The 25,702-nt window shown below is 54.3% G+C and carries 26 protein-coding genes and 1 riboswitch; of the genes, 10 read left to right on the top strand and 16 right to left on the bottom strand.

What is annotated here, in order from left to right:
* Positions 1-33: 33 nt before the first annotated feature.
* Positions 34-471 carry a DUF3069 domain-containing protein gene (locus HCX89_RS19315; RefSeq protein ID WP_025009044.1) on the bottom strand — a complete coding sequence of 146 codons (438 nt, stop codon included), beginning with the start codon at positions 469-471 and terminating at the stop codon, positions 34-36.
* Positions 472-721: 250 nt separating this feature from the next.
* Here HCX89_RS19315 and HCX89_RS19320 point away from each other — a divergent pair, with 250 nt between their 5' ends.
* Positions 722-2,593: a tetratricopeptide repeat-containing diguanylate cyclase gene (locus tag HCX89_RS19320; protein WP_167717079.1), complete on the top strand. Its 1,872-nt coding sequence runs from the start codon at positions 722-724 to the stop codon at positions 2,591-2,593.
* 23 nt (positions 2,594-2,616) lie between these two features.
* Here HCX89_RS19320 and HCX89_RS19325 read toward each other — a convergent pair whose 3' ends face one another.
* Positions 2,617-3,438: an ABC transporter substrate-binding protein gene (locus tag HCX89_RS19325; protein WP_167717081.1), complete on the bottom strand. Its 822-nt coding sequence runs from the start codon at positions 3,436-3,438 to the stop codon at positions 2,617-2,619.
* A gap of 124 nt (positions 3,439-3,562) precedes the next feature.
* On the opposite strand from HCX89_RS19325, the gene queG reads away from it, so the two are divergent.
* Positions 3,563-4,744: a tRNA epoxyqueuosine(34) reductase QueG gene (queG, locus tag HCX89_RS19330; protein ID WP_071237062.1), complete on the top strand. Its 1,182-nt coding sequence runs from the start codon at positions 3,563-3,565 to the stop codon at positions 4,742-4,744.
* Positions 4,745-4,752: 8 nt separating this feature from the next.
* Here the strand turns inward: queG and HCX89_RS19335 are convergent, their stop codons facing one another.
* Positions 4,753-4,956, bottom strand: coding sequence for a dodecin (locus HCX89_RS19335; RefSeq protein ID WP_025009040.1), 204 nt, complete (start codon positions 4,954-4,956; stop codon positions 4,753-4,755).
* 138 nt (positions 4,957-5,094) lie between these two features.
* On the opposite strand from HCX89_RS19335, the gene HCX89_RS19340 reads away from it, so the two are divergent.
* Positions 5,095-5,421: a hypothetical protein gene (locus HCX89_RS19340; protein WP_025009039.1), complete on the top strand. Its 327-nt coding sequence runs from the start codon at positions 5,095-5,097 to the stop codon at positions 5,419-5,421.
* 74 nt (positions 5,422-5,495) lie between these two features.
* Here HCX89_RS19340 and metE read toward each other — a convergent pair whose 3' ends face one another.
* Positions 5,496-7,766 (bottom strand): 5-methyltetrahydropteroyltriglutamate--homocysteine S-methyltransferase, encoded by a 2,271-nt coding sequence (metE, locus tag HCX89_RS19345; protein WP_167717083.1) that lies wholly within the window; start codon positions 7,764-7,766, stop codon positions 5,496-5,498.
* 165 nt (positions 7,767-7,931) lie between these two features.
* On the opposite strand from metE, the gene HCX89_RS19350 reads away from it, so the two are divergent.
* Positions 7,932-8,834: a LysR family transcriptional regulator gene (locus HCX89_RS19350; RefSeq protein ID WP_025009037.1), complete on the top strand. Its 903-nt coding sequence runs from the start codon at positions 7,932-7,934 to the stop codon at positions 8,832-8,834.
* 48 nt (positions 8,835-8,882) lie between these two features.
* Here HCX89_RS19350 and HCX89_RS19355 read toward each other — a convergent pair whose 3' ends face one another.
* From HCX89_RS19355 to HCX89_RS19375, 5 genes are all read right to left on the bottom strand, one after another.
* Positions 8,883-9,605 (bottom strand): HDOD domain-containing protein, encoded by a 723-nt coding sequence (locus tag HCX89_RS19355; protein ID WP_025009036.1) that lies wholly within the window; start codon positions 9,603-9,605, stop codon positions 8,883-8,885.
* A 144-nt stretch (positions 9,606-9,749) separates the two neighbouring features.
* A complete protein-coding gene (locus HCX89_RS19360) occupies positions 9,750-10,370 on the bottom strand; it encodes a GDSL-type esterase/lipase family protein (protein WP_093982170.1) in 621 nt (206 codons plus the stop codon).
* Between the two features lie 97 nt (positions 10,371-10,467).
* On the bottom strand, positions 10,468-12,417 hold the full coding sequence (locus HCX89_RS19365; RefSeq protein ID WP_167717085.1) for a TonB-dependent receptor: 1,950 nt from the start codon (positions 12,415-12,417) through the stop codon (positions 10,468-10,470).
* 91 nt (positions 12,418-12,508) lie between these two features.
* Positions 12,509-12,702, bottom strand: a riboswitch (cobalamin riboswitch).
* Positions 12,703-12,842: 140 nt separating this feature from the next.
* The gene (locus HCX89_RS19370; protein ID WP_025009034.1) at positions 12,843-13,190 is read right to left on the bottom strand and encodes a DUF805 domain-containing protein; all 348 of its coding nucleotides are present in this window, start codon (positions 13,188-13,190) and stop codon (positions 12,843-12,845) included.
* Between the two features lie 273 nt (positions 13,191-13,463).
* Positions 13,464-14,720: a DUF3592 domain-containing protein gene (locus HCX89_RS19375; RefSeq protein WP_167717087.1), complete on the bottom strand. Its 1,257-nt coding sequence runs from the start codon at positions 14,718-14,720 to the stop codon at positions 13,464-13,466.
* 147 nt (positions 14,721-14,867) lie between these two features.
* On the opposite strand from HCX89_RS19375, the gene rihA reads away from it, so the two are divergent.
* Together rihA and rbsK are read left to right on the top strand one after the other, a co-directional pair.
* Positions 14,868-15,806 carry a pyrimidine-specific ribonucleoside hydrolase RihA gene (rihA, locus tag HCX89_RS19380; protein ID WP_025009032.1) on the top strand — a complete coding sequence of 313 codons (939 nt, stop codon included), beginning with the start codon at positions 14,868-14,870 and terminating at the stop codon, positions 15,804-15,806.
* A 3-nt stretch (positions 15,807-15,809) separates the two neighbouring features.
* Entirely contained in the window at positions 15,810-16,715 is a 906-nt protein-coding gene (gene rbsK, locus HCX89_RS19385) for a ribokinase (RefSeq protein ID WP_045282971.1), read from the top strand.
* 68 nt (positions 16,716-16,783) lie between these two features.
* On the opposite strand, the gene HCX89_RS19390 is transcribed toward rbsK, so the two are convergent.
* On the bottom strand, positions 16,784-17,305 hold the full coding sequence (locus HCX89_RS19390; RefSeq protein ID WP_051472831.1) for a DUF2059 domain-containing protein: 522 nt from the start codon (positions 17,303-17,305) through the stop codon (positions 16,784-16,786).
* A 208-nt stretch (positions 17,306-17,513) separates the two neighbouring features.
* Between HCX89_RS19390 and azu the strand changes: the two genes are divergently transcribed.
* Positions 17,514-17,981 carry an azurin gene (gene azu, locus HCX89_RS19395; protein WP_037436164.1) on the top strand — a complete coding sequence of 156 codons (468 nt, stop codon included), beginning with the start codon at positions 17,514-17,516 and terminating at the stop codon, positions 17,979-17,981.
* Positions 17,982-18,390: 409 nt separating this feature from the next.
* Entirely contained in the window at positions 18,391-18,627 is a 237-nt protein-coding gene (locus HCX89_RS19400; protein ID WP_144379908.1) for a YdcH family protein, read from the top strand.
* Between the two features lie 83 nt (positions 18,628-18,710).
* Here the strand turns inward: HCX89_RS19400 and HCX89_RS19405 are convergent, their stop codons facing one another.
* Both HCX89_RS19405 and HCX89_RS19410 read right to left on the bottom strand, forming a co-directional pair.
* A complete protein-coding gene (locus tag HCX89_RS19405; protein WP_144215803.1) occupies positions 18,711-19,286 on the bottom strand; it encodes a hypothetical protein in 576 nt (191 codons plus the stop codon).
* 60 nt (positions 19,287-19,346) lie between these two features.
* A complete protein-coding gene (locus HCX89_RS19410) occupies positions 19,347-20,636 on the bottom strand; it encodes a DUF2254 domain-containing protein (protein WP_167717089.1) in 1,290 nt (429 codons plus the stop codon).
* 172 nt (positions 20,637-20,808) lie between these two features.
* On the opposite strand from HCX89_RS19410, the gene HCX89_RS19415 reads away from it, so the two are divergent.
* Positions 20,809-21,744, top strand: a complete 936-nt coding sequence (locus HCX89_RS19415; RefSeq protein ID WP_167717125.1) for a LysR family transcriptional regulator — start codon at positions 20,809-20,811, stop codon at positions 21,742-21,744.
* A gap of 66 nt (positions 21,745-21,810) precedes the next feature.
* On the opposite strand, the gene HCX89_RS19420 is transcribed toward HCX89_RS19415, so the two are convergent.
* Complete coding sequence (locus tag HCX89_RS19420; RefSeq protein WP_167717090.1) at positions 21,811-22,707, bottom strand: LysR family transcriptional regulator; 897 nt, start codon at positions 22,705-22,707, stop codon at positions 21,811-21,813.
* A 102-nt stretch (positions 22,708-22,809) separates the two neighbouring features.
* Between HCX89_RS19420 and HCX89_RS19425 the strand changes: the two genes are divergently transcribed.
* Positions 22,810-23,208 (top strand): cupin domain-containing protein, encoded by a 399-nt coding sequence (locus HCX89_RS19425; protein ID WP_025009023.1) that lies wholly within the window; start codon positions 22,810-22,812, stop codon positions 23,206-23,208.
* A gap of 129 nt (positions 23,209-23,337) precedes the next feature.
* Here HCX89_RS19425 and HCX89_RS19430 read toward each other — a convergent pair whose 3' ends face one another.
* From HCX89_RS19430 to HCX89_RS19440, 3 genes are all read right to left on the bottom strand, one after another.
* Positions 23,338-23,793: a hypothetical protein gene (locus HCX89_RS19430; protein ID WP_062793597.1), complete on the bottom strand. Its 456-nt coding sequence runs from the start codon at positions 23,791-23,793 to the stop codon at positions 23,338-23,340.
* Positions 23,794-24,018: 225 nt separating this feature from the next.
* Complete coding sequence (locus tag HCX89_RS19435; protein ID WP_167717092.1) at positions 24,019-25,293, bottom strand: serine hydrolase; 1,275 nt, start codon at positions 25,291-25,293, stop codon at positions 24,019-24,021.
* Positions 25,294-25,475: 182 nt separating this feature from the next.
* A complete protein-coding gene (locus tag HCX89_RS19440) occupies positions 25,476-25,688 on the bottom strand; it encodes a hypothetical protein (RefSeq protein WP_167717094.1) in 213 nt (70 codons plus the stop codon).
* Positions 25,689-25,702: the final 14 nt, after the last annotated feature.

Below are 25,702 nucleotides of genomic sequence, written 5' to 3' on the forward strand. Positions count from 1 at the left end.
CCATAAAAAACCGGCTTTATGCCGGTTTTTTATTCAGCCATTGGCTATCACATCTCGGATACTGTTGAGCAAGCGCCTGTCAGTACGGGCCTTTTTCAACTTGCGTACACTCTCCTTGAGCGCCGACTGTGAAATACGCTCAAACATGCCACCGTACTCCTTCTCGGCAATGGCCTCGTCGGTATCCGCCAACTGGGCGATATCCTGGGCCATCAAACTCAGTTGCAACCAGGCCGACGCGATAAAAAAGCCGTGAAAATCGGCTCTCGGCAGTAACTTGGCGGCACTTGGCGGCAACTTGTCCCAAGCCTGTTTGAACTCGGACTGCTTATCATCCAGCAATTCTTCAAACAGATTGTCATAGGCTTCTTTCAGCGCCGTGGGCAACTTATCCATAGGCAGTACCTGAGAGCAGATATTGATGGCGGCGCTTCGCGCCTGTTGCCGGTATTGAGCATCAACTTGAGTCATTGTGTATTCCGTCTAAAAGCAATTGGCGGCGAGTATAGCATCGGCCATAAAGGGCAATCCATCTGAAGTTGGTATCAAGGAACCGGGGAGCAAATACGGCGAAAACAAGTCGGTAACCGAATTCATCCCCTACCGGCAAGCGATTGATGCAGCTCTACTTACCTGCAAATTTAACGATTTATTACTGGTCAGCCTGAGCCCTGGTGCGTATGCTTAATAACATTATCTAAACATCTGTCTATCGGTCAGCGTGAAGTCATACTTTCTGAAATCAGCCATCACAGTGCTGCTTCTGTCCGGCATGGTTCCCCACGCCTTGGCACTGGATAATCCCAAGGCTGATGAGCTGTTCAAACAGCTGGAAGATGGGCAGGTCAACAATGTTGCCGAAGTAGCACAAACTCTGGATCAGATAGCCCAATTGCTGGCAAAGGACGATTTGGACAGGCAGGCCAGGCTCAGGCGCGCCCGCTGCTGGAGCTTTGATGCCAACGACAACGCCAACATAGATGCAGCCATAGACTATGCCGTCAATCAGGCACAAGCGACTGAAAACCAAGCCTACCCAGAAGCCTTAACCGACTTTCGCCTTTGCCATGGCTGGTACTCTCAACTCAAAGGCAATATGGAACAGGCCAAAGCCGACTATGACCAAGCCCTGCAGCAAGCCTATCAACTCGAAGATCATCGCCTGATCGCCGATGCCCGCAGTCTGCGCGGAGCCATGTATTCCTTTCAGGGCAATTTTGCCATGGCACTGGAAGATCTGCTGACCGCTCAACAACTTTATGAAAAACTCAAGCTGGATTATTGGGGTCTGTATAACCTGGCCGACCTCGCCACCAGTTTCCGCCGTTTCGGCGATCCACAAAGTGCGCTCAATTATTACCGCCAACTGGAGCAGGCCTATCGCCAAAGTGGTCACGAAGAACAGGCCTATATTATCAATGGCGAAATGGCCATCGCCCTCGAAGAACTGGGTGATTTTGAAGGCGCCGTGGCCAAGTTCCAACAGTCATACGACTATCTCAAGCAGCAAGGAGTCACAGTGGAAGCCGCAGGAGTCTCGGTCAATATGGCCGGCTCCCTGTTGAAGCTGGGCAGAGTCGAAGACGCCAAACAGGCACTGGAGCGCGCCAGGCCATTTGTGACTGAGCAGATGGGTGGCTTCTACAGCTTTATGCAACTCTACAGCGCCGATGTGCTGTTGCGCCAAGGCCAGCCTGAACAGGCAATGGCGCCCTTGATCAAGGCCGAAAAAAGTTTCAGGAATATCAACAATGATCGCGGCTTGGCCGAACTCTACCTGCTCAAGAGCGAAGTATTTGCCGCCCAGGGGCTATGGCAGGAATCGCTCAAAGTGCTCAGGCTGTATATCGCCCTGCATCACGAGCTGGATAACAAACTGCAATCTTACCGCACCACAGAGATGCGTACCCGCTTCAATGCCGATCGCATGGCAAAAGAAAACCAACGCCTGCTGGAAAGCGAACGCCTGAAAGAGCAAGAGGTGCAGATACTGCAGCAAAACCGTCTGTTGCAGTTGGCTGTGCTGGTTCTGGCCAGCATCATTATCATAATCACTGCGGTGATGGCCTTTAAGCAGACCAGTAAATCACGCAAATTCCAGAAGATAGCCCATACGGATCACCTCACCCAATTGGCGAACCGGCGTTATACCTATCACAAGGGTGAAGCTATGTTCAATCAGGCGCGAGATAGCGGCACGCCTTTTTCACTTGTGTTGTTTGATGCCGATAACTTCAAGGATATCAATGACCAGTTTGGCCATGATGGTGGAGATAAGGTCTTGCAACATCTGGCAAGCCTGAGCCAAACCCTGATCCGTGAACAAGATCTGCTGGGGCGGATTGGCGGTGAAGAGTTTCTGTTGTTGTTGCCGGAAACAGCCCATGAAGAGTGCCTGAAAATCGCCGAGCGTCTGCGCCAAACCATAGCCGAATCACGCCCGGAAGGGCTAGTCGGTGAGCCCAGAGTGACGATAAGTGCCGGGGTCGCGACTCTGGGTGAGGAACTGCAGTTCTCCGAGCTGTTGAAACAGGCCGATGATGCCCTCTATTGCGCCAAGAATCGAGGTCGCAACCGGGTCGAAACCGCCTGAATGAGCACAGTGGTTATTGCAAATCACTGAACGCGCCAGAGCACTTCCGCCTGACGTAAAGAGGGCTCGGCACCAAACCACTTATGATAGAGCGCGTCAAATTCGCCCGTTTTCTGCAATGCCAATAGCGCCTTGTGCCAGGCTTCGACCCGTTCAGGAGCCGTACCGCCGGAGAACGCCAAATAGAGGCGCAAGTGCGCCAGTTCCAATACGGGGCGCACCGCCGCCGGTGTTTGGCCCAATTGCCGCAAGACGCCCTGAACCGCGATATCCGCCTGACACCAATAACGCACCCGCTTATGCAACAACTGCCTGGCCGAATACTGAGGAAAACCTGAGATCAGTAACTGCTCATCCGAAACGGACTTCAACAAGATCTGCGCCGGGGAGTTGCGATAAAGGGCAATATTACCCGCCGCTACCGCCTGTGACAGATCTGCCGGGGTAAAATCATCATCCATGCGGGCATAGAGCTGAATGCGGGTTTCGGCAATAGGGCCAACAAAATCAAATTCCTGCCGCCGCTGTTCATTAATGGAAGTGGCAAACAGCAAGACGTTGGGCTCCTGGTTTGCGATATTCATCGCCCTGGCCCAAGGCAAGACTTCTATCACAAGTTCTTTGTCAGAGGCAGCTACCTGATGGTGCAAGGCCCTCACCAAGGCCACCGCATAACCGTCGACGCGACCATGGCGCTCATAGCTCATGGGAGGCCAGGTTTCGGTCAGAAGCCTGAGTGCGGACGACTCGGCCTCAGTAGGCTCGTTACCGGCCAAAGCCAAGTTGGCAAAGCTACAACAGAACACTATCACGCAGCCTCTGAGCAAGGTTTCGATTCCCGGCATATACTCTCCCCCTCAATTTCTTCAAGCATAGCACCGACAACAGTCGAAATCGCCGTTTACGGCAACTGTGAGCAATTCTGCTTTACTGATATAATCATGGCTTTTCCCCGGTCAGCCTCTGTTCATGTCAGCTCCTCAACCACCACAATTTGATCCCGGTATGCTTGGCAAGCTTGCCCGCGACATAAAAGCCTGGGGCAAAGAGCTGGGTTTTGCTCAAGTGGGAATAACGGATACAGATCTCAGCCGCGAAGAGCCCAGGCTACAGGCCTGGCTCGATAAGGGCTATCACGGTGAGATGGGCTATATGGCCAGCCACGGTATGATGCGGGCCCGCCCGGCCGAGCTGCATCCCGGCACTTTGAGAGTTATCTCAGTACGGATGGACTACTTACCGCCACAAGCCGGGTTTGCCCTCAATCTCAAAGACCCTAACCTTGGCTATATCTCCCGTTATGCCGGCGGCCGCGACTATCACAAGCTGATGCGTAATCGCTTGAAAAAGTTGGGCGAGCGCATAGATGAAGCGCTCAAAGCCCTGCAACTTGAAGGCAGTGGCTTTCGGCCCTTCGTCGACTCGGCTCCCATTCTGGAACGGCCGCTGGCAGAAAAGGCCGGGATCGGCTGGACAGGTAAACACTCACTGATCCTCAACCATGAGGCCGGCAGTTGGTTTTTCCTCGGAGAGCTGCTGGTGAACCTGCCGCTGCCCATGGATGTCGCCACAGCCGAAGGCTGCAACACCTGCGTTGCCTGCATCACAAGTTGCCCAACCGGCGCCATAGTCGAGCCTTATGTAGTCGATGGGCGCCGCTGTATCTCCTACCTCACCATAGAACTGGCCGGCAGCATTCCACTGGAGTTTCGGCCACTGCTCGGCAATCGCATCTACGGCTGTGATGACTGCCAGCTGGTATGCCCCATCAACCGCGCCGCGCCTTTGACCGCAGAGACTGACTTTCATCTAAGGCCACAATTGAAGCAACCCAAACTGCTGGAGCTGTTTGCCTGGAGCGAGGCCGAGTTTTTGAAAAACACCGAAGGCAGTGCCATTCGTCGCATAGGCCATGAACGCTGGCTGCGCAATATTGCGGTGGCACTGGGCAATGCGCCCGGCAGTGAAACCATAGTTGCCGCCTTGCAGGAGCGACTGACAGATGCCTCAGAACTGGTCGCAGAACACATAGAGTGGGCACTGGCGCAGCAGGCAGAAAAACTCAGCGCCAACGACACAGCGCCTATTCCCGCCCGCAAGACGGGGCGCCTGATCCGGATAGTGGAAAAAGGCCTGCCAAGGGACGCCTGAATTCAAGCCTAATCCAGGGTAAAACCCACCTTGATGGTGACCTGCCAATGAGCGATAACACCGGCCTCCAGATGTCCGCGGGTATCTATCACTTCAAACCAACGCAAATTATGCAGCGACTGACTGGCCGCCGCGATGGCATTCTTGACCGCTTCGTCCGAGCTGATGGGGGATGAACCTGTCAGTTCTATTATCTTGTACACATGGCTCATAAGGCTTCTCCTGATAGTTATCTGTGTCCAGCACAGGTTCGTGACCTGAGTATAGACAGAAATGGCCGATGGCATATTTCCCTTGGTTTCTGTATATTTCTCAGTTGGATAACCATAGGAAGAAATCAAGGGATTGCTATGCAATTAAAACATTCAGGTCTGGGGATCGCCTCGTTTGCCACCAGCATATTTAGTGGGATAGCCCTGTTTATCACTTTTATTGTTGCAGGAGCCCTGGAGGCGACAACACCGGGCGGCCTGGATGAAAATTCGATGGAAGCCATTCTTGTGGGCCTGATGATCATCTTTATGATGCTGGTCTGCCTGGTGTCTTTGGGATTGGGCATTGGCGGCCTGGTACAAAAAGACCGCCAGAAAATCTTCGCCATTTTGGGCACCACTTTTTCAGGCTTGATCATTCTGGGTACGGTTGGCCTGATAGCGCTGGGCATGAGCATGGGCTGAATCTTTCCCGCGTTAAAGTCAATCAACATCAGGGGCGCAGTGCGCCCCTGACTGTTATTAACCACAGAATTTTATCACCCGAGTCGACGTCGCAACTCCCTGGTCGCATCGACCATGTTCTTCAAAGCCGGCTCGACTTCCTCCCAGTTACGGGTCTTCAAGCCGCAATCCGGGTTGACCCAGAGCTGGCGCACAGGAATTTTCTGCGCCGCCTTTTCAATCAGGCTCACCATGGCCTCCACTGTTGGAATATTGGGGGAGTGAATATCATAAACCCCGGGGCCGATTTCATTGGGATAATCAAAGTCCTCAAAGGCATTCAACAACTCCATCCGCGAGCGCGATGTTTCTATGGTGATCACATCGGCATCCATGGCAGCAATGGCGGCAATAGTGTCGTTGAATTCGCTGTAGCACATATGGGTATGAATTTGGGTCTCGTCTCTGACACCGGCGGCGCTGAGCTTGAAGGCGGCCACCGCCCAATCGAGATAATGGGCCCAATCGCTGCATTTGAGCGGCAAGCCTTCCCGAAAAGCCGGCTCATCAATCTGAATAATGCCTAGGCCCGCCCGCTCCAATGCCACCACTTCATCGCGTATCGCCAGGGCCAACTGAGTCGCTATCTGCTCGCGGCTGATATCCTCGCGGGCAAAGGACCAATGCAATATGGTCACAGGCCCGGTCAGCATGCCTTTCACCGGTCTGTCGGTGAGACTCTGGGCATATTCGGCCCAGTCGACTGTCATCGCCTTGGGACGGGTCACATCGGCGTAGATCAGCGGCGGCTTGACGCAGCGGGAACCATAGCTCTGCACCCAGCCATGTTTGGTAAAACCTACGCCATCGAGCTGTTCACCAAAGTATTCCACCATGTCGTTGCGCTCGGCTTCACCGTGTACCAACACATCTATCCCCAGCTTGAGCTGACGTTCTATGGTATCCCGGGTCACCTGTTGCAGTTGCTCTGTGTACACAGCATCGTCCAACTCACCCTTGCGCCAGCGGCTACGCAGATTACGAATGGCTGCCGTCTGCGGGAATGAACCTATGGTAGTCGTCGGCAACAAAGGCAGCTTGAACCTGGCCTGCTGGGCTTGTCTGCGCACCTCAAACTCATGGTTTCGGTTGTAATCGGTTGCGCTCAGGGCATCGATTCTGGCACTGAGCTGTTGATTACGCCCCTGCGCCCTGGCCGCGCGCCGATCCCGGCAACGGGCGACCACGGCTTTGGCATTTTCAGTCTCAGGCGCCTCCAAAAGCGCCTTGAGCTCCTGCAACTCGGTAAGTTTTTGCCTGGCGAAAGCCAGCAGGCTTTTAAGCTCGGGCGCCAGCGCGGTCTCCACCTCGAGATCCACCGGGGTATGCAACAGGGAGCAGGAAGTGGCGAGCCAGAGCCTGTCTCCCAGATCCCGCGCCAGTGGCGCCAACTGCTCGGCCACAAGATCCAGATCGGCGGCCCAGACGTTACGGCCGTTGATCACCCCAACCGACAACACCTGTTCGGGCGCCAATGCACCGACAAAGGCCTGCAACTGCTCGGGCGCGGTGACCAGATCCAGGTGAATACCCGCCACCGGCAGTGCCGACAACAGACTTTGATGGTGGGCTACAGTGCCGTAATAGGTTGCCAGCAACAGCTTGAGCGGCGCCGACTTGAGTACGCCGTAGGCCTGATTGAAGGCCTGTTGCCAGTTGTCATCCAGCTCAAGTGCCAGCGCAGGTTCATCCAATTGCACCCATTCAACACCCTGGGCGGCAAATCGGGCCAGAATGGCTTGATAACATTCCAGCAGCGCCGGCAGCAGTGTCAAACGGTCGAACTCTGAGCCCACTGTCTTGGACAGATACAGGAAAGTGACCGGCCCCAAGAGTACCGGCTTGGCAGTGTGGCCCAGCGCCCGAGCCTCGGTCACCTCTTCAAACAACTGTTCCCAGGCGATATCGAAGCGTTGATCTTCGCTGAGCTCAGGCACCAGATAATGGTAGTTGGTGTTGAAGTACTTGGTCATTTCAGACGCCGGCGCATGCTTGCCGCTGGGCGCTCGGCCACGGGCAATCCGGAACAGGGTATCGAGATTGACAGCGCCGCCGTCACGGTGACGCTCGGGGATTACCCCCAGAGTCGCACTCAGGGTCAGCACCTGATCATAGTAAGCAAAGTCACCGACCGGCAGCTGCGCCACCCCGGCATCGGCCTGCCACTGCCAGTGGGTACGCCTAAGCTCCCTGGCAACACTCTCTAATTCGGCCACGCTGGACTCACCGCGCCAATATTTCTCCAAAGCAAACTTGAGTTCACGTCGACGTCCGATACGGGGAAAGCCAAGACTATTTAATTGCATAATGTATACCATCCTCTATAAACTGTGCAGCAAGTGACTGGCGACGCCGAAACACAACAAATCAAACCGGGCGTCTGGACGTCTAGAAGTTTATTGTGCTAGTCTCAGCACAGGCAACCGAATTGAATTCAAGGGCAACATGAGCGGCATTCATGTGGAGAGGAAATGATAGAACTGAGACACCTTCGTACTCTGATAGCACTGAAAGAAAGTGGCAGTCTGGCCGGCGCGGCGAAGAAACGTTTTGTCACTCAATCGGCGCTGTCGCACCAGATTAAAGAGTTGGAGACCCGGATTAACTCCCAGGTATTTGTTCGCAAAAGCAAACCTCTGACCTTCACGCTTGAGGGCAGTCGCCTGCTGACCCTGGCAGAAGAGATACTGCCCCGGGTACAGGAAACCGAATTTGTGCTCAAACGCGGTCTATCTGGAAGCAGCGGTCCCTTGAAGGTGGGTATTGAGTGTCACAGCTGTTTTCGCTGGCTGATGCCTGTAATGGAAGCCTTTCATCAGTCTTATCCGGATGCCAATCTGGATCTCTCCAGCCGCCATCTGTTCGACTCTCTCAATGCGCTGGAAACCGGTGAGCTGGATATAGTGCTGACCTCAGATCCTGTGCCCGGCCATGCCCTTGCCTATCAGCATCTGTTTGATTTTGAAGTGAGACTGGTGATGGCCAAAGATCACCCTCTGGCAGGCAACAGCTATATTTTGCCGCAACAACTGGCCAGGGAACCTATTATCAGTTATCCAGTACCGCTGGAAAGGCTGGATATTTTCCGTCACTTCCTCGAGCCGGCCGGAGTGGTGCCCGGCCCACAAAAACGCTGTGATCTCACCAATGTGTTGCTGCAACGCATCGCCTGTAAAGAAGGGGTTGCGGCCTTGCCCAACTGGTCACTGACCGAAGCCCAGGGCTTGAGCCTGACCTCGGTGAAACTGGGGCAGGAAGGCCTGAAACGGCCGCTGTTCGGTGCCTACCGCCGCGACAGCAGCAATAGAGTGCAGCTGCAAAGGCTGCTGGAATTGATTGCCAAAGAGGGATTACAGCGTCAAGACAGACACTGACTGAGCGGCTGCCACCGCGCCTGAAAGTCGGCGGCAGTCACAAAGCATCTAGAGAGGATTCAGCAACAGACCGCGCTGGGACAATACCCTTCTCAGTACCAGTCCGGGTGAATTGGGATCCCGGGTCTGTCTCAGGTTATGGGCGACCATAAACTCGCTTTGCAGCTCATCATCCAACCCCAGAGATTCAAAAGCTTCCACCGTCAGCGTCTGCTGCTGGGTCTCTATCAGGGTCTTGATAATGCCCAGCGGGAAGCACTGCTCGGCTTCGGCGTTGAGATAGGCAAACGCCGTCAGGGCAATAATCTGACCAAAGACGCTGAACAGTGCCAGAGTCTGCACTTCATCCGCGTCTATCTGTACCCCTTGCATCTGATGCAAGCTGTCCACCGACTCGGTCGCCACAGACTCAGTCAGGCGCCAATAGCCAAGTACCAGTTTACGGTATGGCTGCGGCAGTTCATCGAGCCGCTCTTTGAGATAAAAGCTAAAGGCATAACGGTAGATATTGACCTGTCCCAGACGCACCAATGCATCCTTGAGGCTGCGGTTTGGCTGAACGGAAGGAGAGAGCGCATTATTGCTGCGCCACAGCAGATGAGCTGCCAGAGCGGGATCGGTCGCGACAATATCGATCACATTGCGAATATCGCCATCAGCAATAATGGCCTTCTTAAGCGGGATCAGGATGCCGCGGCGCCCTATCACCTGCTCTTCGTTGGCAATAATGGCACGCACTTGAGTAAAAACCTGCTGCTCAAGATCTGTCATGTGATTCTTTAAACCTGTTGTTATTTATTATGGAGGCACTATTGCCATTTATTATGGCAGAGAATTTACCCATAAAACGCCCACCAGGGTCAAGTTGAATCGATAATTAGCCCGGTTTTTGCCAAATAGAATCAAAAAGTAGCATCAAAAAGCGCCCGCCTCCTGCAGCCTGGAGAAGATGACTTGTGCCAAACGCGAATACCCCTGTTGATTGAGATGCACAGTATCGGACTTGAGCTCGTTTGAACGCAGCAGCTCAGACAGAGTCTGTTCCAGCAAGATGGCGCCGTGCTTGTCGGCCAGTTCGGCATACAAAGGCAGGGGGGACAGCAGCAGGCTCTTTTGCGGCACAGCCAGCAGCACTACCGGAATTTGCCGGGCTTTGGCCTCAAGTAACATGGCCTCAATGTTTTGCGCCAATTGCGCCTGGCTACGACCGCGGAGAATATCGTTACCGCCTTCGAGCAAAATAAGCAGATCCGGCTTGGTTTCATCCAGCAGTGCCGGCAAACGCTCAAGCCCGGCAGCAGATTGCTCACCGGAAATTCCGGCGTTGATCACCTCACAACGGCACAACTCGGCCAGACGGCTGGGATAATCCTGCCCGGCCTTGGCACCAACGCCTTGGGTCAGGCTGTCACCGAAGGCCAGCAGTTTGCCATTGCTGCCGATATAAGCCAGCTTGGGCTCGGAGCAAGCCAACAAAAGCAGCGACAACAGGGCTATGGCCACGCCTCTCAAACCATATCTAAAATCAGCTTTCATATTTCGACTCTTGCCTCCTTGTCGGTGAGTACTTTCCAACTAAAACAGATAGAAATACGGGCAGAAAAAAGCCGGGAAACCCCGGCTTTCTATGCTATCAGAAGCGATAGCTGACGCTGAATCTCAGCGCACGGCCGCTTCCCGAGTAATAACCATCGCCCCAGGTACTGAAATAACCTGAGCTGGCGTATTGCTTGTCAAACAGGTTGTCGACCCTCAGGCTGGCAAGCCAGGCATCACGGCTGTAGTTAAGGGCGATATTCCCCAGCCAATAGCTGTCCAGTTTATCGTGCTGATTGCCATTGTCACCCTCCATATATCTGTCACCCAGATACTGGCCCTCGACAAACAGCTGCCAGTGCTGACCAAAGTCCACACTGGTGTAGACACGCCCGGAATGCTCGGCCACCCAGGAGAGAGATTTGCCTTTGTTGGCGCCTTCAGTAAATTCGGCATCGATATAGTTGTACTCAAGTCCCAACTGCAGCATTTCATTGAGCTGCCAGTCCCAGTCGAGGCTGGCGCCATAACGGCGGGAAGCATCGGCGTTGACGTTGGCGCCGGGGAAAGCACCGCCGATAGGCATATCGGCGCTGGGGTCAAAGACAATTTCATCTTCCAGCGACAGTCGGTACAGGTTCAGACGCAGGCTCTGGTTGCTCAAGGTCCAATCCCAGCCGGCTTCAATGGAACGGCCGGTCTGCGGCTTGAGGCCGACGACTGTTGGCGGCGTATAAGCTTGCTCATCGACCTTGGCGAAACGGAAACTCTCATCACCGCGAAGATAGAATCTGTGGCCTTCCAGCGGCCGATAGTTGAGCCCAAACTCGAGCGCGTGAGCGTCTTCATCCAAATCTATGCCATTGGGGTAAATCTGACCGTCCTTGAGTTCATCCTTGACCTTGGCATAGCGCCCGCCCACCACATAGCTCAGGCTGTTAGTCAGCGGCACATTGGCCTGCAGATAGGTGCTGGTCATGGTTTGGGTGTTACTGCGCTGCATATAACTGAGATCGAACTCGGTTTCACCCCGTTGAATATCGGCGCCTATGACTATGCTCAGCTCACCACTGCGGGTCTGATAACGCCCCAGCGCCTTGGGATTGAATTCCAACAGCGAGCGCTCGTTACGACCTGGGCTGCCATAGCTGACACTGGACACCAGAGTATCGCTGTAGTTGAGGTCCGCAGCCAGGGCCCAGTTAGCGTGCACCTGGCGCTGGAGATGAGCACGCCAGGCAGAAGTCATCTCATGGTTGTAATCACCCGGCGTCGATGTCGCCTGGCGTGGGTCGGCTTCAAACTGAGCTTGGGTCAGTGAACCTGGAGTCTGGCGCTTGTTATCGTAGTAACTGCCTTCGACAAAGAAGTTGGTCGACTCTGAATCATATTGCAGACGCCCCAGCACAGAACCGGTTTCGTTGGCATTGTTTCTACGGTAGTTGTCGCTCTCGTTGTAAGCAGCTGCCAAATAGTAGCGCCAGTTGTCATTGATGGCGCCGGACAGATCCCCACGGCCTTCGTAGGTGTCAAAACTGCCACCTGAGAGGGTCAGGTTGCCACCGCTGGCACTGGGCGCCTTGGTGATAATATTGATCACTCCGCCGACGGCCTGATCACCATAGAGCACCCCGGCGCTGCCGGAAAGGATCTCTACCCTTTCAATCTGATTGACCGCAATGGCACTCAGGCTGGGGGCGGCAATATCGATATTGTTGAGTCGGCGACCATCTATCAGTATCAGGGTGTTATTCACCGCCTGGCTGGAAGAGAAACCGCGCATCGCCAGCACAGGCCCTGAGTTATTGTCCGATATTTGAATGCCACTGCGGCCACGCAGCAACTCGCTCAGATTACTGGCACCGCTTTGCTGAATATCGGCGGCATCTATGACCACCACATTGGCGGCAATATTGAGCGGCGTGTCATCCTGACGGCCAATGACCACCAGCTGTTCATCCACGGCCTGGGTTGTAGCACTCGCCATGACGGGAACTGAGGTAAATGCACCGCAGAGCAGCGCGAGATGATTTAGTTTGAAACCCATTTTCCTTTGACTCCTGAAAGGGAAACGGGGCAAGAGTGCCACGGCAGGGAGAGCCCCTTGGCTGCCGCATTTCGAGATCTGCCCACCGAAATCATCGAAATACCTCCAGGGCCGGTCTCCGGACTTTGGCTATGCGGTTGACCGCGCAAGACCCGGCTTTTATGACGCCACTTGGGCGCGCCTGTCTCTCACCATTTACCGTTGCGGGGGCAGTGCCGGATTCTCACCGGCTTCCCGATTATCCCCGGTCTTTCATTCCGGGGCACCACGAGAGGTTGACTGAAATACTGTGCTGTCATTCCCGGCCTGACCGAGAGCGGGCATTATAGACGTCTATATGGATGAATGTCTAATTTTGACGACGACTGACCGCCGCAGATTTACCCTGAAAACAAAAAGGGAGCCGAGGCTCCCTTTCCATTATCTTAACCCAGCTCTTTGGGGTTACTGCCAAAGCGGTTGTCACCCACTTCGCTGTCCTGGCAGTAGAAGACCAGCAACACTATCCAACCTATGATAGGGATAAATGCCAACAACTGCCACCAACCACTGCGGTCAGTGTCGTGCAGACGACGCGCGGCAACCGCAATAGATGGCAACAACAGGCCCAAAGAATAAATCAGCCCCAGCACTGTGGTACCCAGCGCATAGTCAATAGCACTGACAACCAGGCTGAAAATGATATAGAACAGAGTGAACATCCAGTATTCTGTCCGACGGGCCCGACCGGTAAAGTCGGCGTATTTTTTGATGGCTCCGATGAAATGTTCCATGTTTTCTCCCAATAACAGATCCAAGATCCGATAACGCCGCACCAATTATTGAATGGCTTAAGGCGACCAAAGTTTCATCAGAGTTTCTTACTCCCTGAAACAGCAAACAATTTTAACATACCTGAATGAACTGCAAAGTGACAGAAAAGAGATTTACCTTCCATCCGCCACAAAATCAGAGATATCTCACCCAGTCAGTCGTCATTGGTTTACAAATATCGCCATATTCATAGCCATAAATAGCCATGAACAGCCAGCCGGCGCTTTTTCATCTTATCTGCTCAGCGTAAAACCACGGCTGGCGGCCAGCACCTGGATATCGGTTTCAATCTGTGCCAGCTGTGTCTGACGCTTTCGACCTATTGCCCCTGAGTTAAACTTGGATGCCAGGTTGCCAAGAATATAGCGCCAATGCAGCGCTTGTTTTTTACGCTGTTTACGGCTCAAAGGATTCAGTGGCGGCTGCGCTGCGAGCGCCTTGAGCAAGGCTGCAGCGGCGCTGAACCAAACATCGGGCAGCGATTCCAGGTTGTTAAAAAGCCATTCCAGGCAAACCAAGCGGCTCAATTCGGTGTGGGCAAATCCTTTGTTGCTCAAAGGCATTTGCCGCTCCAGCAACAAGGCGTTGAATTGCTTTTGAATTTCAGCACTCCAGGGTTTGCGTTGCAGCTCGGCCAGGTGCTGGGAGAAGACCATCTTCGCCAGCTCATGCTCAGCAAACAGGCTGCGAATGCCATCGAGCAGTGCCAGGGTAAACTCAGGGTAGCGGCGGCCGAGCGCCAATTGCAGTGAAAGTTCGAGGCCAGAGACGCCCTCACCTTTACTTGGCGGCTCCCACTTGAGGCACACGGGGACAAACCAGGCAAGAAAACGCGTCTGCCATTCAGGCCTGGCGGCAATATAGCCAAGAGCATGCTGCCCCAAATAGCTACTGGCCGGGCTGGCCCGGTTGGCTTCAAGCAATGCCAGTAACTCGGCGGGGTTATCGGCCTCCAGTAACTGCTCAACTATTGGCGACAACCGCTCCCGAGCCCGAAGAAAGCGCAAACACTGGACCGTTTTACCCACAAACTTTCCGCCAATGGCCAGCGGCAATAGCGCGATTAGAATCCCCCACAGCTCGAGCCAGGTATTTTGCTGTTCTCGATAGTACTGGATATCGGTGCGCACTATGCCGGGCTCCTCAGGCAAATACCAAAGAATCACGGCTTCACCGACGCTTCTCGAATCGCAAAGCAGGCCTGGGGGATCCCAGATCTGATACTCGCTGCCGTTTGGCAACTGATAATGCACCTGGCAATCCCACTCATAACGGCCAAAACCCCAGCGCCCAGGGGACACGTAGTGTTGCTCACGCCGGGCAATATAACCTTGGGTCTCGACGCCTCGTTCGAGCAGGATATTCACTTCATACCAGGATTGGACACTCTCTTTGACAAAATAGAGCCCTAGAGCCGAGAACAGCCCGCCGGCAAGCGCAAAAAGGCCGATAATTATCAGATCTTCCCAGATTGCCCGTATCTTTCCCACCGGGTCCCCTTTGATTCAATCCTTTAAGGCCGCGGATTGTAGCAGATTTCAGCAATCAGTTGAGGAACACTTCACAGTTTGCCATCCGGTTCTGCGCGCGCCAAAGAGTCATGCTATGCTCGGGCAAATTGCTAAAGGAGTAACAGCATGAAACGCCCTATCATTCTCGACTGCGATCCCGGCCATGATGATGCCATCGCCTTGATCCTGGCCCTGGCCAACCCTGAGCTGGATCTGCTGGCCGTGACCACCAGCGCCGGTAACCAAACCCAGGAAAAAACACTCAACAACGCCATGCGAGTGCTTACTCTGCTGGGCAGAACCGATATTCCTGTGGCCAGCGGCGCCCCCAAGCCATTGGCAAGAGAGCTGATCATTGCCGACAGTGTTCACGGTGAATCCGGGCTCGATGGCCCAGAACTGCCGGATCCCGCCTTTGAACCTCAGCCGATGATGGCCTGGGAACTGATGGCAGAGAAAATCCGCCAAAGCAGCCAGCCGGTGACTCTGGTGCCCACGGGCCCCTTGACCAATATCGCTATTTTCCTGAGCGCCTATCCCGAACTCAAGTCCCGTATCGAGCAGATAGTGCTGATGGGTGGTGCCGCCGGTGTCGGTAACTGGACCCCTGCCGCCGAATTCAACATTTTTGTTGATCCTGAAGCGGCCGACATGGTGTTCAAGTCAGGGATCCCCATCGTCATGGCCGGTCTGGACGTGACCCATGAGGCGCAGATCATGGAAGAGGATGTAGCCCGTTTCCGCGCGATTCCCAACAAGGTTGCCAAGTGTGTTGCCGATCTGCTGGAGTTCTTTGTTATCTACCACAAGGATCCCAAGTGGGGCTTTGATGGCGCGCCGCTGCATGACCCCTGCACCATAGCCTGGCTGCTCAAGCCTGAGCTGTTCATCGGCTTGGACTGCCATGTGGCCATCGAAACCCAGAGCGAGCTGACTGTAGGGATGACGGTTGTCGACCGCTATCACTTAACCGGCAAGCCCGCCAACGCCAAGGTGCTGATGCATCTGGATCGTGAAGGCTTTGTGGATCTGCTGGTTGAAAGCCTCTACGCCTATCAGGATTAATACATGAGTAGACTAGTGATAATCGGCAGTGCCAATGCCGATCATGTGATGGAATTCAGTCACTTGCCCGAGCCAGGGCAAACATTGATGAGCCGCAGCTACCGTTTGGAACATGGTGGCAAAGGCGCCAATCAGGCAGTTGCTGTAGCCAGACTGGTGCAACCTGGCACCCGAGTGGACTTTATCTGCCATCTTGGGGACGACGCCATTGCCGATACCATGATCAAGAGTTGGTTGGACGATGGCATTCATCCTCAGGGCTTGAAGAAAGTGCCGGAAATGGCAACCGGCAGCGCAATGATTTTCATCGGCGATGGCGGTGAAAACTGTATTGGGGTGGCCGCCGGCGCCAACGCCAGCCTGGAGCCAGCCGATGTCCAATGTCATCAAGAGCTATTCGAAGGCGCCAGTTACCTGCTGGCACAGCTGGAAACGCCGTTGGAATCGGTCAAAGCCGCGCTGCAACTGGCCAAGCAACAAGACACAGTGACTATTCTCAACCCGGCCCCCGCCAGCACGCTGGCTGACGATGTGCTGGCCTTGGTGGATATCATCACTCCCAACGAAACTGAGGCAGAAGCCCTTACCGGTATCAAGGTGGAAGATGAAGCCGGCGCAGCCAAAGCCGCAGCCGCTCTGCAAGCCAAAGGGGTTGGCGCCGTGGTGATCACCCTCGGCAGCCGCGGCGCCTATGTGCGTCATCCCGAGTTTGAGGGCCTGGTGCCTAGCTACCCGGTCAAGGTACTTGATACTGTGGCCGCAGGAGATACCTTCAACGGTGCCCTGATGGTTGCCTTAAGTGAGGGACTGGCCATGGAACAAGCTGTGGATTTTGCCAATAAGGCCGCTTCCATAGCCGTGACCCGTCATGGCGCCCAGCGCGGTATTCCCTACCGCCGCGAGCTGTAATCACGCCGTTACCCGCCACAAAAACGGGAGTCATAGACTCCCGTTTTTTATGTTGACTGCTACTCAAATTATTCGCCTGGATTGGCCTCTCTGTGGGCCTGAAGCTTGGTGGCAAACTCCTGCTGCAGCTGCTCCATCTTAGGCAGCAGCCCCTGGCTCAGTGATTGAGTCACCATCATGGACTCCTGCATCACGGCCGGCATCTTGGCGACCATGGAGCGCCCAGTGTCACTGGCATAAAACGCCAGCATATCGGCAATTTCCTTGTCGCTGTAATGCTTGACATAAATATCGGTCAACGGCTGCTTCAGCTTGTCCCAGCCCAGCTCCTGCTTGAAGATCTGCGTACTCTTGCGGGCAAACTCTTCAAATAAAGGCTTTTCACTCTCCTTGATATTGAACTGTTGTTGCATGCCCAAAATCATCATTTCCATCTGGGTATAAGCCGTGTCCATCATGGAGTCCATCTGCATTTCCAGCAGTAACTGCTCCACCTGAGCCCGGCGAGCGCTGTCATCGGCCAACGCCAAAGGGCTGCTGAGCAATATGCCGCCCAGAACAAGAGATGACAAAAAACCAGGACCTTTCATGAGTGCCTCCGTGGCAAGTATTGATTCGGCTGTCAGTCTATCACAGCCCAAGCGACTGTCAGCTGCTCCAACCTCAGCTGACAGTTAAAATTCTGAGATTAATTCTCATTTAAGGGAAATGCCGTTATGATTGACCCAGGCGGGAGCCTGCGGGGCTCTCGTGCTGTCGAGAGAAATATCGACCCTAAAACCAGAAAAGGAATTGAAAATGAATAAGTTAACCAAGAGACTCGCGGGTATTGCCCTGTTGGGAGCCGGCGCCGTTATCAGCAGCACTGCCAGCGCCGACGAATGCAGCCTGACCATCACAGCCAACGATGCGATGCAATTTGATACCAAGGAATTAAGCGTTCCCGCCAGTTGCAAGACGGTAGAACTGACATTGACTCATTCCGGCACCCTGCCAGTGACAGCCATGGGCCATAACTGGGTTCTGAGCAAGAGCGCCGACATGCAGGGCATTGCTACTGATGGTATGGCAGCCGGCGCCGATGCCGCCTATGTCAAAGCCGGTGACGAGCGGGTGATTGCCCACACTCCTCTGGTTGGTGGCGGCGAATCTGTCAGCATCAGCTTCAGCACCGAAGGCATGACACCGGAAGAAAGCTACAACTTCTTCTGCTCCTTCCCCGGCCACTGGGCCGTGATGCAAGGCAGCTTCAGCATCAAAGGCTAAGCCTGCGCGCTTTGGGCCCGAATCAGGGCCCAAAGAAACATCTCTTTTCCCCTTCGCAAGACCCAATAGCCGCCTTTTCGCCAAATGAATCCGGGAACCCGGTGACGACTTGCCTGTCGCCTTATGGATGAAATCACCTATCAATATCGGCTTGCTTTCCAGCCATGGCTCATCACCTGCGGTGAGCTTTCGCACAGGCAGCCCTGCCACTAGGACAAATGTTGCGAAGCGACAAGTTCATTAGCACGAACCAGGGATGGTGAGCTGGCCGTTAATTGCTCACTTGCCACTAAACAGGATTATGGTTATTTGTCGACTTTCTGCGGATGACAGACAAAGCGCCGCTGGGTAGAGTAGGAATCAAGGCTTGAGCCTGTTTCGGCCAGGCACTATTTGAAGGAGAGAGCTTATGTTGGGCGAAAACCATGCGCTGATCCTGGAGTTTCCGGAGTACAAACAGAAAATCCATCAACTCAAGGAAAACGATCCTCACTTTCGCGAGCTGGCAGCCGAGTATCACGACCTCGACCATGAGATCCGTGGATTGGAAGAAAACTGTGTCCCCACGGCAGAAGAACGTTTCAACCAGTTGAAACTGCGCCGCGCCGAACTCAAGTCCTGGCTCTATCAGCAGTTACTGCGCTGATAACCCCAAATACAGAGGCCCTTGCAGCTTAAACCGCAGGGGCCCATGATCAAATCCTGATTAGCTCGATTCCGAGCCGGATCTTAAAGCCTATCCAGATGCAGGGCGTTGGCAAACTCCTGCAATTCACTGGCTTTAACCCCTTCCCCCGAGAGAGTGAACATGGCATTGCCATTGACTATCACAGTCAGCTCTGCCTCACCGGATTCATTACTGAGCATGGCGTTATGCCCCTGAACCTTGACCAGCTTGCCGCCGCTCATGGCTATCATAGATGGATTGGTCAGCATGGCCATAACAGACTGCAATAGGGGGGAGTCGAGCACCAGCTCTATCTCCAGTTGCGCACTGTCTTCTTTGTAGTAGTGGCGGCTGGCATTTATGCCCCCGCCCAACATCATGCCACCTGTATCACTTGAAGGATCATCGGCTTGCCAACCCGGCAATGGCTCGGGAAATACCCCTACGACTTCTCCGGCCCGCTGCTGCCGGATAAGGGTTGAGGCATAATCCAGTTGTGAACTGGCCTGGCTCAATTCACCCTTGCGGTAATGTTGTAACCCGGCCTCAATGGCTTCGGCTACGGCAGGATCTTCGGCAGCCTGCAGCGGCGCTGCCAATGCCAATGAGGCAACAAGTAATAGATTTGAAGGTTTCATTATCTTTCCCTGATAAAAAAGTCCGCGAATAGCATAGCCGCAAGCTGAGTTCTACGCCAGCTATCCGTTACTTGGCTCTTGCTGTAGCTCGGCGGCAAGCTTCCGAAGCAGTGTAACATCTGGCTCAAACGTCAGTACCTGTTCGGCTCTGGCCAGCGCCAGCTCGGAGTGTTTGCGACACACCTCGCTAAACTCCGCCCGGTTGGACAAGGCTTGAAAGGCTTTTTGCAGCCGAATGTGAATTTCCACCAGCGCCGCACCATCCCGGGCTATCGGCATAAAGAAGTCATCGAACAGTTCTTCAAGACGTATCGGCAGCATCCAAACTCTGGGATAGGGAATAGCCTCAGGCGCCGGCAGATTCTGCTCATCGGTCACCTGCCATTTGGCTATTAATCTGACTCCGCGACCAATCACATCTATCGCTGTGCCAGGATCATTCACCGCCGCCGACAAGGCCCTCGATGCCACTTCGGCCAATACCGACAACCCAAAGCGAGGGTCTTGATCGAAAGAACGTTCATTGGCCACGGTAAAAGCCTTGTGCAGTGGCTGTAACTGAGCGTCATCGACACCGCCATCCTCGGCCTGAAAACTCAGCCACAGCAATGGCCGTCCCTGATGGACAAAGGCACCTGGCAATGACGTGATATAGGCTTCGGCACCGTAATCTTCGGCCCATTGATTGATGCTGCCGAGATCCACATGCTGCACATAGCCTGTGTCGGCCGGATAGAGAGCTAAAGCCCCTTTGGGAATATCCTCCTCTGATGCCAGGCGCCGCCCGTCCAGCCAGGGATGCTCACAGCGCCGCTGGATAGCCGCTCCGGCCGCCTTTTCAATCCTGTCTGTGGTTTCCCCTACCCGGCCTAGCTTGGACAAATGATTGATCCACACCAGAATGGTGGCCACTATCAATACCACCACGGCCACAGTCACCAGAAACAGTACCACCCGCCCCTCTTCGCCATAGACACCTGTACTGAGGGCGATAATGCCCACTATGCTGAAAACAAAGGAGCCGACAAAGGTAGCCAGCGCCTGCTGGGCAGTGGAGTCTTCCATCAACAGCTTGGTGGCTCTGGGGGAAATATTACTGGTGGCTGCGCCATAGGCGGAAATCATCACACTCAGGGAAAAGGTGGTCACGGCCAACATGCTGGAGGCGAGGATATTGAGCAGCTTGTCCACCGCATCCGCACCTATCATGCCCGACAGCGAAGGGGGAATAACTCCCTGCACCACTATCGCCAGCAATGCGGTAACCACCGCCAGAATCGCAAACAGCACAGTGCGCATCCAGAGTTTTCGGCTCAATTGCAACAGCCGCCAGCCCCATTTACTCAGCATAATCCCACTCCTTTGATGACTCTCTCCCTGGCCAGAATAGCAGCCTTTTGTTCTTTGGACAGGCAGATCAAGCTGTTAGACTTGGGAAGGCGCCAACAAGTCCTATAGTGCAAGCCAGAGCGTCACCAGGACCTATTAGCACCTTCCCTTAAGCTTCTACCCTGCGGCCAGGATAATAATGAAAGTCGATCTCAACCTGCTTCCGGTATTGGAAGTCCTGCTGGAAGAACAAAGCGTTACCGGCGCGGCCAGGCGGTTGCACCTGAGTCAATCGGCCGTCAGCAAGCAGCTTAATCGCCTGCGGGAGTTGTTCAATGACCCGCTGTTTGAACGCAGCGCCTTCGGCCTCAAGCCCACTCCCAGAGCGCTGGCTCTGGGGCCAGAGCTGCAGCAATGGCTCAGGTTGGCCGAGCGGCTGACGCTACCGGACGAGTTTGACCCTGCCGCCAGTGAACGTCAGTTTCGTATGCACTTGGTGGAAACCGCCTACTCCCTCACTCTGCCGCATTTTATGCCTTCCTTGCTGCGCCAGGCTCCCGGGCTGGATATCAACTGCAAGACCTGGTACCCGGGCACCATGGAGCAGCTGCTGCGCTGCGAGCTGGACTTTGCCATAGGCTGCCGCGAGTGGGATCCGCGCTCGCTGATGCATATCAACAGCCTGCCGGATGAACTCGAGTATCTGGAGCTGACTCGCGACAAACCCATCTGCCTGCTGCCGCCGGATCATCCTGCGCTCGAGGGCGACTGGAACCTGGAGCGTTTTCTCAGCTTCGAGCATCTGCAGGTAGCCTTTGGCGGAATCGAACATTGGTTGCTGGACGATGTGTTGGCGCTGAAGCACAAGACCCGGCGGATCCGCGCCAATATCACCGACTTTCCCACTGCGCTGGAGCTGTGTCGCCACAGCGAGTTAATCCTCTGCGCACCGGCCAAATATGCGGCCCAAGCGCTGCAACATGTTGAGTTGGCAACGCTGGAAGTGCCGATAGATCTGGTGCCCGGTGCGTACGTGTTGTTGTGGCACAAGCACTTCAATCAAGACCCTGCCCACAAATGGCTGAGGCAGATGATTGCCGACACAGTAATCCCGGCCAATCAGCAATGAGGCGTCGCCAAAATTCGCCTTATAAAACAACACTCTGGTTTACAGGTCAATACAGTAACGGTTCAATTAAGCGCCTGAATACTTGAGCGCATCAATCAGTAATCTAAAAGCGGCCGAGTGCTGACGCCCACTCGGAAAATAGAGGTGATAACCGGCAAACTGCGGGCACCAATCTTCCAACACCGGGAGCAGTTCACCGGCCGCTATCGCCGGCGCCAACGCATCCTCAGGTTGAAAACAGAGCCCGGCACCGGCTATTGCCGCCTTGGTCACCAAATCCGGTTCATTGCAGATAAGCTGGCCGCTTACCCGCACATTCAGCTCGCGGCCCTCTTTGGCAAACTCCCACACATACAAGCCGCCCGAAGTGGGAAGACGCAGATTAATGCAGTTATGCCCGGTCAAGTCCTGGGGGATGGTCGGCTTTGCATGGCGGGAAAAGTAATCCGGCGAGCCCGCCACCAGCATACGCAGATCCGGGCTGATACGCACGGCAACCATGTCTTTGGCAACCTGTTCGCCCAATCGTACCCCGGCATCAAAACCTTGAGCGGCCAAATCAAGCAGTTGTTGATCCACAGAAACCTCGATTTGCAGCTGTGGATGCTGCGCCAGTAAGCGATTAACCACCGGCAGCAATATCGACTCGGCGGCAAACTTGGTGGCGGTAAGCCGAATGTGGCCGCTGATCTCTTGCCTGAAACTGTTGAGTCGCTCCAACTGCTCGGCTATCTGACCAAAGGCAGGCCTTAGGGTCTGCAGCAACTGCTGCCCAGCCTCAGTGGCAGCCACGCTGCGGGTGGTTCGATTCAACAGTTGTACATTGAGGCGCTGCTCCAGGCGCCTTATGGTATGGCTGACAGAGGATTGTGATGTCCCCAACCTGGCCGCGGCGCGAGTAAAGCTGCCCTCTTCAACTACCGCCTGAAACACCCATAAATCCCCCAGCTCTTCCCGTCTCATATATGAATCTCAAATATAAAGCCAATACTGACATATCATTTAAATTACATAATCTGCGCGACTAAGATCGAATGCAAGTCCTCATCTACACAGGAACAGATCATGAAAATCATCAAAAATGCCGCCAGCCAATCCCTTCAGGGCCCGGAAGCCACCTTCTCCGGTCGGGTAAGAATCGATAATCACTTTGAACCCGGCAGCCCATCGCGTATCGGTGCCGCACTGGTCACTTTCGAGCCCGGTGCCCGCACCGCCTGGCATGCACACGGCGCCGGGCAACTCTTGTATGTCACGGAGGGAAGGGGTTGGATCCAAAAAGCCGGTGAGCCGAAACAAATGATTGAAGCCGGTGATACCGTATGGATTGCAGCCAACGAAAAACACTGGCACGGAGCCAGCCAAGACAGGGCCATGAGCCATGTGGCCGTAGCCGAAGCATCGGAGACAGCACCGGCGGCCATCTGGATGGAAAAAGTCACTGATGATGAATATCAGGCTTGATGCCGATCAGCCCAGAGCGGTTTTCGACCCGGTTGAAGCGATATCCGGATAATGGCGCTCACCTGAATAATACCCTTCACACGGGTAATAGGCTTGATATAGGGTGCAGCCAAGGCAGGTGCCGGCGCTTCAGTTGAGGCGCTCGGCATTGTCCAGCATTTTCACCGGCAATTGGTTATCCAGCAAAAAATAGTAGAGTTGCAAATCGGCTATCAATGACGGCTCGGATAGCTCAAAGTCCTGATAGGTGTGATCCTTGAAACGAAACCTCAGTTGGTGTTCAAAGCGCTTGCTCTGGCAGTAAAGTACCTGTTCTATCTGGGCTATCTCTATGGTGACCCCAAGCAAGGCTAACTTGCCTTCAACCAGTTTGACCTCCAACGCGCCTTTGCTTCTGGCTGTTAAATAGTCCATCAGCAGCGACAACAGCACGCACACGGCGATATAGGCCAACTGATGCTCAAAAGGCTCATTGGCGAGATACACCAGATAGTAGGCGAACATAGCGCCCACCAAAGTACGAACAACAAAGCTTTGCAACAGCCTGAAGTCCGGCCGTTTGTTTTCCCTGACAAGTTCTTTCATGGATTCCCTTCTAAACGTTTCCAACCAACAGCCGAGCGGCAATGATAGAGATATTTTGTATTAAGAACAAATCATTACCAAAATGCGCAGCACCGCAACTCAAGGGAGCACAAGAAAACTGCAAGGCATAAAATCATGCCAGGCGATGGCTTTATGGCGCAAATTGGAAGAGGCTAATCCGGAGGTTTGCCGGGAAGGCTCTCCTTCCCCGGCGCGGGTTTAACGCTAACTGGATGGAATATAGAGCATGTTAATTAGGGCCGCGGCTATGGTGGTAGCCGGATCTTTGCCATCCACCGCCGGTGCCAGGTTGGTCCAAACCACCAGAGTCACCTTGTTGACGGGATCATGTCCCATAAAGGAGTTATAGCCGGGCAGCTCACCAGTATGACCATAGAGGCTGCCAAACTTGGCGATCCCCAGGCCATAATAGGCAGTGTTGGGATTATCGGGATCTATCGGCCTGACACTATCCAGACGCCTTCGCTGCCAATCGGCATCCAGCAATTCTCCGGCAACCAAAGCCTCTACCCAGGTTGCCAACTCATTGGCACTGGAGATCCCGGCGCCGGCCGCCCAGCCCCAGGAAGGATTGGCCTCGGTTTGATCTATGGGGGCCAGAACGCCCTCTCTGGCTTCTCGCTGCATCTTTTCGGGCAGCATATAAGGCGGATCCATAGTCAACACATTGGTGCCATACATATAACCCCGCGCCAAGGGCGTGGGAAGAGTATTCGAATGGATATCGGGAAACAGAGTCCGCTCAAGACCCAAGGGGGCAAACAACCTCTGCTGCATCACAGCCGCCAGCGGCTTGCCATCGATTTGCTCGGCGATCAGTCCCAGCAAGACGGTATTGGTATTGGAGTATTCAAATGCGCTGCCGGAGGCAAAACCTGGCTTATGGGCAAAACTCATTGCCAGCAGCTCAGCCTGAGTCCACACCTTGGTTGGTTGCTCATCAAGTGTCTGATTCAACTCGAGCGTGGTGCTGTAATTGAAAAGACCGCTACGCATAGTAAGCAAATGCTCTATGGTGATCGACTCACCGTTTGGCACATTGTCGAGATACATGGAGACAGTGTCACTCAGTTGCAGTCGCCCTTGCTGCGCCATCTGCAAAATCACGGTACCGACCCAGGTCTTGGTATTGGAGCCCACCCTGACATGCTGATCAAAGTCGGTCGCTTCACTGCCGCCATAACGGGTTACCCCATAGGCGGTTTTAAAGTCGCCCCTAGGCGTTCGCAGAATGACCACGGCGCCGGGAACCAGCATCTCCTTGGCCAGTTGTTCCACCGTCTGTTGCATCTTAGCCGTGTCGACAGGATTGAGCACCACTTCTTGTGAATCCGAATTGCAGGCGCTCAGCAAACTCACAGAGGCCAAGATAGACGCATAGATAGGCAGATAAGCCCAAAACCTCTTGGCGCTGACGACCACCTTATTGCCAAAGGGTCTGGTTCCCAAGCACTCCCGACTCAACACTCGATTGAACATAAACAGCCTCTCCCTATCTGTTATCGCATACCGGCGAGCTAGACTATCCCGCCTTCCATTGCACCACACTAACCTAGTGGGCTTTGGCAGTGGGTTCAAGTTGTTGTGAGAGAAATATGGCGAGTATTGCCGGGAGCAAAAGGTCCCGCTGCCAGGCTGTTTAACAAACTCAGCTACAGCGACTAATCAACTTTGACGTAGAAGCAGTTCCATTTACAACTGAACAAGCCGATTTGCGGATCCTTGGGTTTGTTGCCACTGCGCTTGGCCTGTGAATTGGCCACCTCGACAGCATGCTTGATCTCGCTGATTTCCTTGCGGGATAAGCGCCTGGTATGCCCATGCACTGGGCAACGCTCTCTTTCACCATCATGGGTGATACGTTCACCTGACATGCTCTATTCTCCTT

Source organism: Shewanella sp. Iso12, from assembly GCF_012030025.1.
Taxonomy (GTDB): Bacteria; Pseudomonadota; Gammaproteobacteria; order Enterobacterales; family Shewanellaceae; genus Shewanella; species Shewanella algae.

Coding starts and splice junctions, on each gene's coding strand:
- HCX89_RS19360 (WP_093982170.1), bottom strand. CDS start 10,370: ATGAAAGCTGATTTTAGATATGGTTTGAGAGGCGTGGCCATAGCCCTG.
- HCX89_RS19350 (WP_025009037.1), top strand. CDS start 7,932: ATGATAGAACTGAGACACCTTCGTACTCTGATAGCACTGAAAGAAAGT.
- HCX89_RS19335 (WP_025009040.1), bottom strand. CDS start 4,956: ATGAGCCATGTGTACAAGATAATAGAACTGACAGGTTCATCCCCCATC.
- HCX89_RS19370 (WP_025009034.1), bottom strand. CDS start 13,190: ATGGAACATTTCATCGGAGCCATCAAAAAATACGCCGACTTTACCGGT.
- HCX89_RS19440 (WP_167717094.1), bottom strand. CDS start 25,688: ATGTCAGGTGAACGTATCACCCATGATGGTGAAAGAGAGCGTTGCCCA.
- HCX89_RS19400 (WP_144379908.1), top strand. CDS start 18,391: ATGTTGGGCGAAAACCATGCGCTGATCCTGGAGTTTCCGGAGTACAAA.
- HCX89_RS19430 (WP_062793597.1), bottom strand. CDS start 23,793: ATGAAAGAACTTGTCAGGGAAAACAAACGGCCGGACTTCAGGCTGTTG.
- rihA (WP_025009032.1), top strand. CDS start 14,868: ATGAAACGCCCTATCATTCTCGACTGCGATCCCGGCCATGATGATGCC.
- HCX89_RS19365 (WP_167717085.1), bottom strand. CDS start 12,417: ATGGGTTTCAAACTAAATCATCTCGCGCTGCTCTGCGGTGCATTTACC.
- HCX89_RS19325 (WP_167717081.1), bottom strand. CDS start 3,438: ATGCCGGGAATCGAAACCTTGCTCAGAGGCTGCGTGATAGTGTTCTGT.
- HCX89_RS19435 (WP_167717092.1), bottom strand. CDS start 25,293: ATGTTCAATCGAGTGTTGAGTCGGGAGTGCTTGGGAACCAGACCCTTT.
- HCX89_RS19405 (WP_144215803.1), bottom strand. CDS start 19,286: ATGAAACCTTCAAATCTATTACTTGTTGCCTCATTGGCATTGGCAGCG.
- metE (WP_167717083.1), bottom strand. CDS start 7,766: ATGCAATTAAATAGTCTTGGCTTTCCCCGTATCGGACGTCGACGTGAA.
- HCX89_RS19355 (WP_025009036.1), bottom strand. CDS start 9,605: ATGACAGATCTTGAGCAGCAGGTTTTTACTCAAGTGCGTGCCATTATT.
- rbsK (WP_045282971.1), top strand. CDS start 15,810: ATGAGTAGACTAGTGATAATCGGCAGTGCCAATGCCGATCATGTGATG.
- HCX89_RS19420 (WP_167717090.1), bottom strand. CDS start 22,707: ATGAGACGGGAAGAGCTGGGGGATTTATGGGTGTTTCAGGCGGTAGTT.
- HCX89_RS19315 (WP_025009044.1), bottom strand. CDS start 471: ATGACTCAAGTTGATGCTCAATACCGGCAACAGGCGCGAAGCGCCGCC.
- queG (WP_071237062.1), top strand. CDS start 3,563: ATGTCAGCTCCTCAACCACCACAATTTGATCCCGGTATGCTTGGCAAG.
- HCX89_RS19340 (WP_025009039.1), top strand. CDS start 5,095: ATGCAATTAAAACATTCAGGTCTGGGGATCGCCTCGTTTGCCACCAGC.
- azu (WP_037436164.1), top strand. CDS start 17,514: ATGAATAAGTTAACCAAGAGACTCGCGGGTATTGCCCTGTTGGGAGCC.
- HCX89_RS19410 (WP_167717089.1), bottom strand. CDS start 20,636: ATGCTGAGTAAATGGGGCTGGCGGCTGTTGCAATTGAGCCGAAAACTC.
- HCX89_RS19425 (WP_025009023.1), top strand. CDS start 22,810: ATGAAAATCATCAAAAATGCCGCCAGCCAATCCCTTCAGGGCCCGGAA.
- HCX89_RS19390 (WP_051472831.1), bottom strand. CDS start 17,305: ATGAAAGGTCCTGGTTTTTTGTCATCTCTTGTTCTGGGCGGCATATTG.